Origin of the sequence: Streptomyces novaecaesareae (genome assembly GCF_000716875.1) — a bacterium.
Lineage (GTDB): Bacteria > Actinomycetota > Actinomycetes > Streptomycetales > Streptomycetaceae > Kitasatospora > Kitasatospora novaecaesareae.
Genome location: NZ_JNWQ01000001.1, coordinates 79,311 through 92,833 on the forward strand (window position 1 = coordinate 79,311; position 13,523 = coordinate 92,833).

The following is a 13,523-nucleotide window of genomic DNA, read 5'->3' on the forward strand; positions in this document are numbered from 1 at the left end:
GCAGGTCGGCTCCCGTTCCCGTGCTGCGCCTGCTACTCCTGGGCCCGGCCTACCGCTTGCGTGCCCGGTCTACCGCTTCGCCACCGGGAACACCCGGCGCACCACCCGCTCCGCCGCCCCGCCGTCGTCCCAGACGCAGAACTTCGCCCGGAACCGCGCCCGCGCCCCCGGCGCCGGATCGCCCGCCAGCAGCGCCCGCGCCAGCTCCTCCGCGGTCTCCGTGACCGCGCCCGGCGGCTCCGCGAACAGGTCGAAGTAGACGCCGCGCTCCCGCTGGTACTCCTCCCAGTCCGGCGCGAAGACCACCACCGGCCGGTCCAGCACGGCGTAGTCGAACATCATCGACGAGTAGTCCGTCACCAGCACGTCCGCCGCGAGGTAGAGGTCCTCGACGGTCGGGTGCGCCGAGACGTCCACGATCCGCGCCGCCTCCCCGTCGGCCGTCAGGTCGCCCGGCCCCCCGGTGTGGAAGTAGTGCGTGCGCACCAGGAGCGTGAAGTCCGGGCCCAGCCGCCGGGCCAGCTCGGCCACGTCCAGCAGCGGCACGTAACCGCCCTTGCCACCGCGGTGGGTCGGCGCGTACAGCACGGCCCTGGTGCCCGGCTGCAGCCCGAACCGCTCGCGCATCGCGCGCACCTCGTCCGGGGCGGCGTCGGCGAGCCGGTCGTTGCGCGGGTAGCCGGTGTCCAGCATCTCGTACCGGCCGGGGAAGGCGCGGGAGAAGTGCTCACTGGTGTGCGGGTTGGGGGAGACCAGGAAGTCCCAGCGGTCGATGGCCTCCTGGAGCAGGTCGAAGTCCATCCCCTCCGCCGCCGAGGGGCGGTCGCGCAGGTCCATGCCCATGGCCTTGAGCGGGGTGCCGTGCTGGGTCTGGACGTGCACCGACCCGGGCCGCTTGACCATCGTGCGCGGGAAGTTGACGTTGTTGACGAAGTACTTGGCGGTCGCCATCGCCTTGAGGTAGGCGGGGGTGTTGACGATCACGTACGGCACCCCGGGCGGCAGCGTGGCGGCCTGCCCGCGGTTCTCCACCACCCACACGCCCCGGACCTGCGGCGCGAGTTCCTTCGCCTTCTCGTAGATCGCCGCCGGACTGCAGGCGTAACCCCGGTGCCAGTACGCGGCGTAGACCGCCAGGTGCTCGTCCAGCGGCAGCCGGCGGAAGGCGTTGTACGCGGTGAACCGGGCGCCGCTGCGCACCCCCTTCTTCACCGCGGGCGCCACCGCCCGTGCCCCGCGCTTGAGTTCGCGCGGCAGCCGGCCGGTGCGGCGCAGCTCGGCGTAGGCGATCCGGGCACCGCGCGCGGCCAGCCGGTACTGCACGCCGCGCACCCCGCCGGGGAAGCGGTAGCCGGCCGGGCGGTGGCGGTCGAAGTGCCGGGCGATCTGCTGGAAGAAGTCCTTGCGCCGGTCGGTCGGGACCAGGCCGGGGGTGTCGTAGACGTTGAGGGCCTGGCGCACCGTCCGGTCGAAGACCAGGGTGCGCAGCGACTCCGGGACGGGCCGGCCGGGGCGGTCGGCCCGGTCCGCGCGGTCCGTGTGGTTCGTGCGGTCCGTGCGGTCAGTGCGGTCGGTGCGGTCCAGGAAGTCGAAGATCGCGTCGTACTGGGCGAACACGTCCGCGTGCTTGGGGGAGGCGGTGGCGGTGATCGCGCCGTCCCGGCCGCGCCGGTAGAAGTAGCAGGGGCGGTCGAGGTAGCGCAGCCGTTCGGCGGTCAGTAGCGCGGGGTAGGTGACCGAGATGTCCTCGTAGTAGCCGCGGCCGAAGGAGACGCCGAGACCGTCCAGGAACTCGCGGCGGAACACCTTGTTCCACACCGACATCACGGTCTGGAACAGCGCCGGGTGCTCGGCCAGGGTGCAGCCCTCCTCCAGCGGGGAGCCGGTCAGCACGTGGCGCCAGGGGTTGGGCTCCGTCCCGCCGTCCGGGTAGACGTGGGTGAAGTCGGTGATCAGCACGTCGGCCGGGATCTCCCGGCGGCGCTCCTGCGCCAGCTCGTCGAGGATCACGCCGACCGTCCGCTCGGGCAGCCAGTCGTCGCTGTCCACGAACCAGACGTACTCGCCGCGCGCCTGCGGCAGGGCGGCGGTGCGGGCGCCGCCGAGGCCCTGGTTCTCGGTGAGGTGCATCACGCGCAACCGGGGGTCGCGGGCCGCGTACGCGTCCAGGATCGCGCCCGAGCCGTCGGGGGAGAGGTCGTCGACCGCGATCACCTCGAAGCGGGACTCCTGGGCGGGGGAGTCGCCGAGGATCGAGTCGAGGCAGCGCGGCAGGTACCGCTCCACGCCGTGGACCGGGAGCACGATGCTGAGGAGGAGGGACACGCTGGCCGAGTGTACCGATCCACCGGGCGCGACCTGCGCGGACGTCGGGGGCGGGGATTTGTGGGGCCCTGCAGGGGCTCGGTGAGGGCTCGGCGGGGGCTTGGCTGCGGCTCGGCAGGAGTGCGGCGGCGGCTCGGCGGGGGCCGCGTGAGGTGGACCGTCGCGTGGACGGACCCGGAACCGCCGGTGCCGAGCCCCTCACGGGGCGGCACCGGCAGTCAGGTGGCGGCCCGGCCGACCCTCTACGGCCGGCCGCCGTTCCGGGCACCGCGCGAGCCTGGCCACCGCAGCGTCGAGGCGGCCGGGCAGTGGCTCGCGGGAGCCGGAGTCCTTCATCAATCGAACACGCACCTGGGTGCGGTGCGGGCACCGGGCGCGTGCATCAGATATTGCTTGGAGCTTTCGCGGGAGTCAATCCCTCGAATGTGTTCACTTCATGAAGCCGGGGGTTTCGGTCGGGCGGAGGCCCTGAAGATCACTTTGTCGATCTGGCGGCTGTCCCCTTTATAGGGGGCGCTGCGCTGGGGCCGTTGCACTGTGCCCGCTGCGCTGGGGTCCGTTGCGTGACGTGTCCGCGGGGTCGGGCCGGGTGCCGCCGTGGCGCCCCCGTGCGCCGGGCGCGTGCCGCGCACCCGGGCGCCGGGCCCGCACCTCCTGGCCCCGCTGACGGATGGCCGGTCGTGCACCATCATTGATGCCTAGTCGTGATCGCCCGGGTGGCCCCTGGTGCATCGTCAGTTGACGCCGCACGGTACGGTGGCACAACACCAAGGACGGTTGCGCGAAGGCCGTCTGTCACGGATAGTCTTCGCCTCACGGCCCTGGCGCCTCGTAGGGGTGGGAAAACTGATGGAACACATGCAAGTGCGGACTCGGCCCCGTGTGCCGGCGATCCAGTGCGGTGTCGGCACGACCGGCCGCCGGATCGAGCGACACCTGGCCGTGCTCGGCGCGCCCGCACTCCCGGCGGTGGACACCGCCGAGGCGCTCGGGCTGATAAGGGAACTGACGCCGCGCGGCGCCGGGGCCCCGGCGACCCGTCGCCGACACACCAGGATCTCGCTGCTGACGCCGCTGCGTCGGCTGCGTCGGAGCCTCTTCGGCGGGCGCGGCTAGGGCTTCGCCCCAACCGCCGTCCCGGTCGGGACCAGACCCGGTGGACCATTCGGTCCGCCGGGTCATCGGTGTGTCCGGCGGCCGGTCCTGCCGCCGGCCCTGTCATCACTTTTGGGGGCCGTCGCCGAACCGTCGCGAGGCCCGAACCTTGCACCCTATGCCAGTTCGCCTGCCCGGCAAGCCGAGTCGGCGAGGCAGTACGCCGGGCCCCCTGGCCTGGGACAGGATGGCGCCATGGCGGACAACAACCACTCCATGCCGACCGGTCTGTTCCAGACCACCACCTTCGAGATCACCACGGGCAGCCGCGACGTCGCGCTCGACATCACCGACCGCTGCGCCGCGTTCCTCGACCAGCGTGCCGCCGGGCGCGACGGCCTGCTCAACGTCTTCGTCCCGCATGCCACCGCCGGAATCGCCGTGCTGGAGACCGGCTCCGGCAGCGACGACGACTTCCTCGCCACCCTGCGCGAACTGCTCCCGGCCGACGACCGCTGGCGCCACCGCCACGGCAGCCCCGGCCACGGCCGGGACCACGTGGTGCCCGGACTGGTCGCCCCGCACGCCACCCTGCCGGTGCTCGGCGGCCAACTGGCGCTCGGCGTCTGGCAGTCCGTGGTGCTGGTCGACACCAACGGGGACAACCCGCGTCGTACCGTCCGGCTGTCGTTCCTGGGCTGATTCCTGGTGCGGCCGATTCGCGGTGGACCGATTCCCGGCGGCCGATGCCTGGTGGCCGATGCCCGGTGGCTCCCGGTTACCGGCCGGCGTGCGCGGCCACGGCCGCCAGGTAGCGCTCGATCGCCAGGTGCTGGCAGAGCAGCGTGACCGGACGGCCCAGGCGTGCGTACCAGGCGGACAGTCGGGAGAACGCGGTGACCTCGAACCACACCTCGCCCTCGGCGTCCATCGACACCAGGAACGCCTCCTCGCCGCACTCCGGGTGCCCGGGCAGCGTCCCGTACGCGAACCCGATCCGGTCCGGCTCGTCCACCGTCCACACCACCCGGCAGGGGATCACCAGTCGGGGCCACCGGCTCCCCGGCAGGCTCAGCCGCAACAGCACCGTCTCGCCGTCCCGGGCCGGGCCGCCGGGGAAGACTGCGAAGCCGGTGCCCGACTGAGTGCCCCAGCCGAGCACGTAGCGCCCGGCCCGCTCCAGCACCTCCGGCCCGTGCCCGAGGTGCACCCGGCGCCGCAGGTGCGCGTACCCGTCCGGCAGCCGCCCGCCCCGGGTGGCCCCGACCTCGGCGTACGAGGGGGTGGTGGCGCGGGCGGCGAGGAGGCGCTGGTGGAGATCGGTAGCCATGCCGGTCACGGTAGCCGCCGGCCGGGGGCGCGTTGGCGGCGGGCCAGCGGCGTGCGGCGGCGTCCGGAGTCCGGCGTCCGTCGTCCGGCGGGCGGATCCCGGCGGGCAGTGCTCTGTGAACAGTGTTCAGCGAACAGATTTCAGATGACGGATTTCAGCGAACGTTTTCTGAAATCTGTTCGCTGAACGTTGTCACCTGTCGCGGCCGGTCAGCCGTCCAGCGAGATTGCGTTCTTGGCGCGCTCCACCGACTCCTCGGCGGCCGGTCCGCCCGGGTTCTCGGTCGCCAGGGCCTGGTTGAGCTCGACGAACGGGCGTAGCCGCTCCTCGTACGCGGTGAAGGCGGCCCGGTGGTCGCCGTCGGAGCGGGTGAGGGCGTCGGCGAGGGCATCGGCGAGGACGTGGGCGCCGACCAGGGCGAGGCTGGTGCCCTGGCCGGACAGTGGGGAGGCGCAGTAGCCCGCGTCCCCGAGCAGGACGACCCGGCCGTGCGACCAGCGGTCCATCCGTATCTGCGTCATCGTGTCGCAGTAGACGTCGGGTGCCTCGGCCAGCGCCTTCAGCAGCCTCGGGGTCTCCCAGCGCAGCGCCGCCATCCGCTCGGCGACGACCGCCCGCTGCGACTGCGGATCGCGTCGGCCCTCCGGCAGTGGCTCGCCCGCGAAGCCGAAGCTGATCCGCAACTCGGTGTTGTCGCGCACCGGGTAGACGCCGTAGCCGGCCTCACCGTCGCGCAGCCACAGTTGCCAGTCCTCCAAGCCGAGGAAGTTGTCCGCGCTGAAGATCGCCAGATGCATGCCGAGGTGGTGGGCGTAGCGCTCCTCGGGCCCGAAGGCGAGTCGGCGCACGGCCGAGTGCAGTCCGTCGGCGCCCACGACCAGGTCGTACCGGCGCGGTTCGGCGTGTTCGAAGGAGACCCGGACGCCGTCCTCATCCTGGTCGAGCGCGGTCACGCCGTCCCCGAACACGAAGCGGGCGCCCCTGCCCTCCGTGCCCCTGCGCTCCGTGCCCCCGCCCTCCGTGGCCCGGTCGTGCAGGATCCGGACGAGGTCGTCGCGCAGCAGCTCGATGTCGTCGCTGTCGAGCCGCCCGCTGCTGATGGTGCTCTCGGTGGAGCGGTAGAGCTCCTGGCCGTCGCCGTCCAGGACGGTCATGCCCCGCATCCGGGTGCGGTGGGCGCGGGCTCGCTCCAGCACGCCGAGCCGCTCGGCCACCTCCAGGGCGACGCCCCGGACGTCCACGGCCTGCCCGCCGCCGCGCAGCCCGGGGGCCCGCTCCACCACCGTGGGGGCGAAGCCCCGGCAGCCCAGCAGTGCGGCGAGCGCGGTGCCGGCGATGCCGCCGCCGGAGATGAGCACGGTCTTCATGGGTCGCTCCTCGCTGTCCGTCCGCGCGCGGTGTCGCGCGCTGGCTCGTACGCTGTACGCGGGTTGAATGTACGGCGTACGTGCAGGTCCGCCAAGTGCTGTTTCGGCGCTTCTGGCCTAGTACAGCAGGGTGTTCCGGCACGGCGCTCCTGGTAGCGTCTGAGCTAGTACAGTTCTGGCCGCCGCGGAAAGAGATCCGCGTCACACGAGGGAGCCGGCCGTATGACCGCGAGGCCCGAGTCCGTCCCGCCGTACCGGCGCATCGCCGACGAGATCGCCGGGCGGATCGCCGACGGCACGCTCGTGCCGGGCGAGCAGGTGCCCTCGACGCGGCGGATCGCCCGCGAGTGGAACGTGGCGCTGGCCACGGCCACCAAGGTGCTCACCACACTGCGGCTGGAGGGGCTGGTCGAGACCCGGCCCCGGGTGGGCACCGTGGTGGCCGCCATCGCCACGCCCGCCACCCCCGCCACCTCCGCAGCCCCGGCTACCGCGCCCGCGCCCGCGCCTGCCCCGCCCGTGCCTGCCCCGCCGCCGCAGACGTCCGTCGACCTCACCGCGGAGCGGATCGTCCGGGCCGCCATGGAGATCGCCGACCACGAGGGGCTCGCCGCGCTCTCCATGCGCAGCGTCGCGGCCCGGCTCGGCGTCGCCGCGATGTCCCCCTACCGGTACGTCCCGAGCAAGGACGACCTGGTGCTGCTGATGGCGGACGCGGCGTTCGGGGAGGAGGCGTACCCGGCCGAACCGCCGCGGGAGTGGCGGGCACGGCTGGAGCTCGGCGCGCACACGCTGTGGCGGATCTACCGGCGTCACCCGTGGCTCGCCCAGGTCGGCGCGCTCACCCGCCCGCTGATGCTGCCCGCCCTGCTGGACCACGCCGAGTGGGCGCTCGCCGCGCTCGACGGGCAGGGCCTCGACGCCGCGACCATGCTCGACCTGCACGTCCTGCTCTACAGCTACGTCCAGGGGATCGCCGTCCACCTGGAGCGGGAGGCCCAGGCCGAGGCGACCACCGGTCTCACCGAGGACCAGTGGATGGACCGTCAGGAGCCTGCCCTGGCTGCGATCGTCACCGGCGAGCGCCACCCCGTGTTCGCTCGGACGGCCGGCAGCCTCGGCGACGGCTACGACCTCGACCTGGACGCGCTGTTCGCCTTCGGGCTGAAGCCGTTGCTGGATGGTGTCGCCGCCATGATCGAGTCGGCCGGGAGCGCGAACGGAATTGAGGCCGGAGCCGGGGCGTTGTTGCGACGGGGCGAAGTGGCGGAGTAGGAAGGCGGCACGAGCGTGACGAACGAGTCCACGGTGGTCTGCGAGCTCACCCCCGACGGCGGTGGCGCCGAGGCCGCGCTGCGGCACGACCTGACGGCGGCCGGCCCGCGCGCCGACTGCGTGCTGTGCGGCGAGCCGACCGAGCTGCCCGCCGACCAGCCGGGCAGCACGCTCTGCCCGGTGTGCGCCTGGCAGCAGGCACAGCGGATCGCCTGCTCGGGCTGACCCCACCCCGGCGGGTGACCCGCGGCGACCCGCAGCAGTCCTCGGCGGCCCGCCGGCCGGCTACGCGTCCTCGCGTTCGGCCAGCGCCAGGGTCGAGCCGCGCCGGCCCTTGCGGACCAGCAGCTGGGCCGGGATGCGGGAGCGCAGGTCGGCGACGTGGCTGACGATGCCGACCGCGCGGTCCCGCTCGCGCAGGCCGTCGAGGACGTCCATCACCTCCTCCAGGGACTGCTCGTCCAGGCTGCCGAAGCCCTCGTCGATGAACAGGGTGTCGAGCGGCATCCCGCCAGCCTCGTCGGTCACCACGTCGGCCAGGCCGAGGGCGAGGGAGAGTGAGGCGAAGAAGCTCTCGCCGCCGGAGAGCGTCGAGGTGTCCCGTTCGGTGCCCGTCCAGGCGTCCACCACCCGCAGGGCCAGGCCCGAGCGCTTGTTGCCGCTGCCCCGGTCGTCGCTGTGCAGGAGGGTGTAGCGGCCGCCGGACATCCGGACCAGCCGGTCGCTGGCCGCCGCCGCGACCTGCTCCAGCCGGGCCGCCAGGACGTACGACTCCAGGCGCATCCGCAGCCGGTTCTCGGTGGAGGTGCCGGCGGCCAGTGCGGCGAGCCGGTTGATCCGCCCGTACCGGTCCAGCGCCGGGGCCAGCTCGGCGGCGAGCCCGGCGAGCTGCCGCCCGATCGCGGCCAGTGCCCCGCACCGCTCGTCGGCCGCCGCCCGGACGGCGTGCGCCTGCCCGAGCCGGTCGGTGGCCTCGCGCAGCGCGGCCGCGGCGGCGGACAGGTCGACCGGCGGACGGGCCGCGGCCTCGGCCAGCTCCGGCAGCGCCAGCTCGCGCCGGACGGCGGTGGTCTCCGCGCGGTGCCGCTCCAGCCGGGCCTCCAGCCGCTCGCGCTCCTCACGCGGCAGCAGCACGGCGAGTGCCGCCGCGGCGTCCGGGAAGCCCGCCGCGGCGGCGGCCTTGCCCAGCTCGTCCTCGGCCTCGTCGAGCCGGGCCGCCGCCTCCGTGCGGGCCCGGGCGGCTCCGGCCGCGGCGGCGACCTCCTCGGTGAGCCGGGCCAGGGCCGCGGCCCGGTCGGCGACCGAGGCCGCCTCGCCCCGGGCAGCCGCCACCCGGGCGGTCAGCGCCTCCCGCTCGGCGTCGAGCGCCTGCAGCCGGTCGGTGAGGACGGCGGTGCGCTCCTTGGCCTCGTGCAGTTCGTCACCACGGCGGGTGCGCTCCCGCGACAGCCGGGCGATCTCCTGCTCGACGCGGCCGAGCGCCTCGGCCGTGTGCCGGGCCTCCCGGTGCTCGCGTTCCAGCCCGGCGAGGGCCTGGGCGAGCACGTCCGTGGCGTCCGGACCGGCCGCTCCGGCGGCGGCCGCCTCGCGCACCCGCAGGGCGGTCAGCGCCTGGTCGGCCTCCGTCCAGGCCTGCTCGGCGGCGGCCTGGGCCCGGCGGGCCCGCTCCTCGTCCTCGGCGCCGACCCGGCTGCCGGGCGCCGCCTCCGCGGGCGCCGGGTGCTCGGGCGAGCCGCAGACCCGGCAGGCCTGGCCCGACCGCAGCTGCTCGGCCAGCTCGGCGGCCATGCCCGCCAGCCGTCGGTCCCGCAGGTCCAGACCGTGCTCGCGGGCGTCCAGGGCGGCGGCGCGCAGCTGCGTGACCCGTGGTTCGGCCGCCGAGATCTCGGCGCGCAGGCCGTCGCGCTCCCGGGCGGCGGCCAGGCGGGCGGCCGACTCGGCCCGCTGCCCGTCCAGTTGCTCGACCTTCGCGGTCGCGGCCCGGGCCTCGGAGTGCCGCTCCTCCAGGCGGGCCAGCTCGCCCTCGAACTCGGCCAGCCAGTCCTCGGCGTCCTCGGCCAGCTCCTCGGCGGCGCGCCGGTCCGCCGTCAAGGAGCGCTGCTCGCGGACGAGTTCGGCGCAGCGCCGCTCCTCCGCCCGGGCCGCCTCCAGCCGCACCACCCCGGCGCGCAGCCGCAGCTCGGCCTCGGCCAGCCCGGCGGCGTCGGCCCCGTCGAGCCCCCGGGCCTCCTCGCCGCGGGTGGCGGCCAGCGCCTCGCGGTGCCGGTGCTCCGCCGCCCGGGCGCGCCGGAAGGCCTCGGCCGCGCTCTCCCGCAGCCGCAGCGCGGACTCCACCCCGACCGCGTCCTGTGCGGCCGCCAGCCGCCGCCGGTCCTCCGCCGCCGCGGGCTCGAACCCGGCCAGCCGCTCGGCCCGGGCCAGGGCGTCCCGGTGCCGGCGCTGCCGCCCGGCCAGCTCCTCGGCGGCCTCGCGCCGCTGCTGGGCCGTGCGCTGCACGGCCTCGGCACCCGCCAACGCGGCCTCGGCGACGGCGAGCTGCTCGGCCGCGCCGCTGCGCAGCACCGCAGCCCAGCCGAGCACCCCGGCCGTCAGCCCGGCGTCGGCGTCCTCGGCCGGCACCCAGCCCTCGGCGGGCTCGGCATCAGGACCGGCCGCCTGCTCGGCCCTGCCGACGAGGTCGCGCAGCCGGCGCCGGCCGACCTGGACCGCCGCCTCCTGGGCGCGCCGCTGCTCGGCGAGCCAGTCCTCGACGTGCCGGTACCGCTCGGTGTCGAACAGCCGCCGCAGCAGCTTGCCGCGCTCCTCCGAGTCGGCCTTGAGGAAGCGGGCGAAGTCGCCCTGCGGCAGCAGCACCACCTGGCAGAACTGGTCCCGGTTCATGCCGATCAGCCGGTGGATCTCCTCCCCGGCCTCCTGGTGGGACTTGCTGAGCCCCCGCCAGCCCGGCGTGCCGTCGCCCGTGTCGTCGACCCACTCGCGCAGCAGGGTCTGCGCCCGTTCGACGGTGGTGCCGGCGCCGACCTTCTTCGGGCGCCGCTGCTCCGGCAGGCGGGTGACCTGGAGCCGCCGCCCGCCGAGGGTCAGCTCCAGCCGCACCTCGGTCAGCCGCTTCGGGTCGGCGTGGTCGCTGCGCAGCCGGGTGGACCGGCGGGTGCCCGGCGGCTCGCCGTAGAGGGCGAAGCAGACCGCGTCCAGCACGCTGCTCTTGCCCGCGCCCGTCGCCCCGCGCAGCAGGAACAGCCCGCCGGCGGCGAGCGCGTCGAAGTCCACCGTCTCGGAGCCCGCGAACGGGCCGAAGGCGGTGACGGTGAGCCGGTGCAGCCTCATCGGGGCAGGTCCGCCTTCCGGTCGGCGCTCTCCCGGACGTGCTCGAAGCCCTCGCGCAGCCAGCCCAGCTCGTCCGGCTCCGGCTCGGCCCCGGGGCGGACGTGCCGCAGGAAGCCCTCGGCGATCTCCAGGTCGGCCCGGCCGGTGACCCGCGCCGCGTACGAGCGGGACGGCTCGGCCTCGCTCTCCGCGGGGTCGAACAGCAGCTGGAGGGTGTGCGGGAAACGGCGGCGCAGCTTCTCCATCGGCTCGCTCGGCCGGGCCGCGTCGGTGAGCGTGGCCTGCACCCAGGACTGCTCGTGCTCGGCGTACTCCTCGTCGGTGAGCAGCGCGTCGAGGGTGCCGCGCAGAGTGGCGAGGCGGCGCGGCTCGGGGCAGGGGAGGCGCTCGGCGGCCACCGAGCCGTCGGCGGCGAGGTCGACCAGCCACATGGTCTTGCGCTGCTTCGCCTCGGAGAAGGAGTAGGCGAGCGGGGAGCCGCTGTAGCGCAGGTGCGGGGCGAGCGTCTGGCAGCCGTGCAGGTGGCCGAGCGCGGCGTAGTGCACCCCGTCGAACACCGAGGCGGGCACCGAGGCGACGCCGCCGACCGCGATGTCCCGCTCGCTGTCGCTCGGCGCGCCGCCGGTGACGAAGGCGTGCGCCAGCACCACCGCCCGGGTGCCGGCCGGGCGTGCCGCCAGGTCGGCCCGCACCTCGTCCATCGCCGCCCCGAGCACCGCCGCGTGCCCGCCCCTGGCCAGCCCGAACCGCTCGCGCACCAGCGTCGGCTCCAGGTACGGCAGCCCGTACACCGCCACCGGACCGTGCGCGTCCGCCAGCACCACCGGCTCGGCGCACTGGCCCGGATCCGTCCGCAGGTGGATCCCGGCCCGCCCGATCAGGCCCGCCCCGACCCCCAGCCGGCGGGCCGAGTCGTGGTTGCCGCTGATGAACACCGTCGGCACCCCGAGGTCCGCCAGCCGGTGCAGCACGTCGTCGAACATCGCGACCGCTTCCAGCCCCGGCAGCGCCCGGTCGTAGACGTCTCCGGCGACCAGCACGGCGTCCACGCCCTCGGCCCGGACCACGTCCACCAGGTGGTCCAGGAAGGCGCGCTGGGCGTCGTGCAGGCTCTCCCGGTGGAACGAGCGCCCGAGATGCCAGTCGGAGGTATGCAGCAGTCGCATGGTCCCCGACCCTAACCCGCACCACTGACAATCCCGCCCGGACCGGCTGAGGCATCCGTCCCACCGGCCCCGGGGGCGGGGGTCGCCGGGCGCGCCGCCGGGGCCCCGTGGCTCTCCGCGGCCACCGGTGTTCGATTACTCGGGGTGGATTGTCAGTGGCTCTGTGTATGTTCCTCGACGTCGGCGGCCCCGCGCTTCGGGGTGGCCGGCGTCGTCGGGTGTCGGGCGAGTGAGGAGCAGGAGGAGCCATGGCTGTGGTGCGGGCGCTGGTGCGCGAGGTGGTGGGTGCCGCGGGGCGGCGTCGGCGGGTGCTGGCGCTGTCCGGGCGGAGGCCGGGGGCGGGCGGCGGCGGAGCGCCGGCCGGCGGGTCCGGTGGGGCGGCGCCGCCCGCGGGGGGCCGGCCGCCGGGCGGGCGAGCGGGATCGGGTGGGGCGCGGGCGCGGCGCGGCGGGCGGGCCCGGGGAGCTCCGCCGCCGCAGCCGGTCGCGGTGGCGCTGGCCGTCGGGGCCGGGGACTTCGCCGGGCTGGCGCGGTACGGGCTGTTCGGCGAGCTCGGCCACCGGGACTACCTGCGGCGCGCGGAGGAGCAGCTGGCGGCCCTGTACCGGCAGGGGCTGGAGGTGCACCTGAGGGTCCTGGAGGCGCGCGACTTCGAGGACTACTGCGAGGCGCTCGGCCTCGACCCCAGGGAGCCTGCCGCCCGGGTCGCGTACGCGGGCGATCCCGAGCTGGCCGGGGAGCCGTTCGTCTACGCGGGGGAGCGGCTGGCCGAGCTGCTGCCGGTGTTGGTGGACGACCACCGGGCCCGCGTGCGGATGTCCGTGGCCTGCGCGGCACTGCTGGACGCCGTCGGCGACGACCCGGCCGGGCAGCGCCGGATGGCGACGGTGATGCGGTACGTGACGTCGGTGTACCTGGCGCTGGCCGAGGGCGCGGGGGAGGGCTGCCACCTGCTGACGCTGCGCTGCCACGGCCCCGAGGACGGTGAGGAGCTGACCTCGGCGGTGGACGTCTGTGTGGAGGAGGGGCGGCTGTACCCCGCGGGCCGGGACACCGAGGCGTTCTGCGTCACGCTGGCGGCGGGCGTGGCCTGCGGCGGTGCGGGGGCGCTGCTGCTGCACGGCGATCCGTCGGCGGGCGGCCGGGGCGGCCAGGGCGGCCCGCCGACGAGCGACGCGGCGGATCCCCCGGTCGGCGGCGCCCGGGCCCGGCCGGTCGTGCGCGGCTGGGCGCTGGCCGACGGGCGGCTGCGGCCGATGACCGCGCACGAGGTGTTCGACGAGCTGGCCGACGACGCCGCGCGTGGGCTGCCGTTCCCGCCGGGGGTGGATCCCCGGCCGGGGTTCCCCCTGCCCGGGTTCCCGGGCCCCCGGGAGGGGGGTGGGCCGCTGGGGTGAGCAGGGCGTCGGCCGCCTCCGCATCCGCCATGCGGCGCTGGGGACTGTTCATCGACCGCCTGTTCGGGGAAGATTCGGAGAAGATCAACAGCAGGAGCGCGGTTCCCCACGCCGCCGCTCCGGCCGCTCCGCTCCGTACCGCGCCCTGCAGGTCCTCTCCGCGCACCGCCGGTCCGGCGAGCCCGACAGCGAGAGGGGGACGCATGAGCGAGCGGAGCGAGCTCGGCGCCGGAGGGTGCGT

The 13,523-nt window shown here is 75.4% G+C and carries 10 protein-coding genes; 5 read left to right on the forward strand and 5 right to left on the reverse strand.

Going from position 1 to position 13,523, the window contains the following annotated elements:
• Positions 1-69: 69 nt before the first annotated feature.
• Positions 70-2,325, reverse strand: coding sequence for a bifunctional glycosyltransferase/CDP-glycerol:glycerophosphate glycerophosphotransferase (locus OP86_RS00360; protein ID WP_030056373.1), 2,256 nt, complete (start codon positions 2,323-2,325; stop codon positions 70-72).
• Positions 2,326-3,174: 849 nt separating this feature from the next.
• On the opposite strand from OP86_RS00360, the gene OP86_RS00365 reads away from it, so the two are divergent.
• A complete protein-coding gene (locus OP86_RS00365) occupies positions 3,175-3,441 on the forward strand; it encodes a hypothetical protein (protein ID WP_030056374.1) in 267 nt (88 codons plus the stop codon).
• Between the two features lie 234 nt (positions 3,442-3,675).
• Entirely contained in the window at positions 3,676-4,122 is a 447-nt protein-coding gene (locus OP86_RS00370; protein ID WP_234434724.1) for a YjbQ family protein, read from the forward strand.
• Positions 4,123-4,198: 76 nt separating this feature from the next.
• Here OP86_RS00370 and OP86_RS00375 read toward each other — a convergent pair whose 3' ends face one another.
• The gene (locus OP86_RS00375; protein WP_033330435.1) at positions 4,199-4,750 is read right to left on the reverse strand and encodes a DUF1990 domain-containing protein; all 552 of its coding nucleotides are present in this window, start codon (positions 4,748-4,750) and stop codon (positions 4,199-4,201) included.
• A 209-nt stretch (positions 4,751-4,959) separates the two neighbouring features.
• Complete coding sequence (locus tag OP86_RS00380; protein ID WP_030056377.1) at positions 4,960-6,117, reverse strand: FAD-dependent monooxygenase; 1,158 nt, start codon at positions 6,115-6,117, stop codon at positions 4,960-4,962.
• Positions 6,118-6,339: 222 nt separating this feature from the next.
• Here OP86_RS00380 and OP86_RS00385 point away from each other — a divergent pair, with 222 nt between their 5' ends.
• On the forward strand, positions 6,340-7,392 hold the full coding sequence (locus tag OP86_RS00385; RefSeq protein ID WP_051829498.1) for a TetR/AcrR family transcriptional regulator C-terminal domain-containing protein: 1,053 nt from the start codon (positions 6,340-6,342) through the stop codon (positions 7,390-7,392).
• Positions 7,393-7,407: 15 nt separating this feature from the next.
• On the forward strand, positions 7,408-7,617 hold the full coding sequence (locus tag OP86_RS00390; RefSeq protein ID WP_033330438.1) for a hypothetical protein: 210 nt from the start codon (positions 7,408-7,410) through the stop codon (positions 7,615-7,617).
• A 60-nt stretch (positions 7,618-7,677) separates the two neighbouring features.
• On the opposite strand, the gene OP86_RS00395 is transcribed toward OP86_RS00390, so the two are convergent.
• Together OP86_RS00395 and OP86_RS00400 are read right to left on the reverse strand one after the other, a co-directional pair.
• Entirely contained in the window at positions 7,678-10,719 is a 3,042-nt protein-coding gene (locus OP86_RS00395) for an AAA family ATPase (RefSeq protein WP_030254427.1), read from the reverse strand.
• A complete protein-coding gene (locus OP86_RS00400; protein ID WP_030254425.1) occupies positions 10,716-11,885 on the reverse strand; it encodes an exonuclease SbcCD subunit D in 1,170 nt (389 codons plus the stop codon). The genes OP86_RS00395 and OP86_RS00400 overlap by 4 nt, the downstream gene beginning before the upstream one ends.
• A gap of 248 nt (positions 11,886-12,133) precedes the next feature.
• Here OP86_RS00400 and OP86_RS00405 point away from each other — a divergent pair, with 248 nt between their 5' ends.
• Positions 12,134-13,282: a hypothetical protein gene (locus OP86_RS00405; protein WP_157849624.1), complete on the forward strand. Its 1,149-nt coding sequence runs from the start codon at positions 12,134-12,136 to the stop codon at positions 13,280-13,282.
• Positions 13,283-13,523 lie beyond the last annotated feature (241 nt).

Bases quoted from the DNA above. Each gene is read 5' to 3' on its own strand.
- OP86_RS00365 (WP_030056374.1), top strand. From the start codon at position 3,175: ATGGAACACATGCAAGTGCGGACTCGGCCCCGTGTGCCGGCGATCCAG.
- OP86_RS00370 (WP_234434724.1), top strand. From the start codon at position 3,676: ATGGCGGACAACAACCACTCCATGCCGACCGGTCTGTTCCAGACCACC.
- OP86_RS00375 (WP_033330435.1), bottom strand. From the start codon at position 4,750: ATGGCTACCGATCTCCACCAGCGCCTCCTCGCCGCCCGCGCCACCACC.
- OP86_RS00380 (WP_030056377.1), bottom strand. From the start codon at position 6,117: ATGAAGACCGTGCTCATCTCCGGCGGCGGCATCGCCGGCACCGCGCTC.
- OP86_RS00385 (WP_051829498.1), top strand. From the start codon at position 6,340: ATGACCGCGAGGCCCGAGTCCGTCCCGCCGTACCGGCGCATCGCCGAC.
- OP86_RS00395 (WP_030254427.1), bottom strand. From the start codon at position 10,719: ATGAGGCTGCACCGGCTCACCGTCACCGCCTTCGGCCCGTTCGCGGGC.
- OP86_RS00400 (WP_030254425.1), bottom strand. From the start codon at position 11,885: ATGCGACTGCTGCATACCTCCGACTGGCATCTCGGGCGCTCGTTCCAC.
- OP86_RS00405 (WP_157849624.1), top strand. From the start codon at position 12,134: ATGGCTGTGGTGCGGGCGCTGGTGCGCGAGGTGGTGGGTGCCGCGGGG.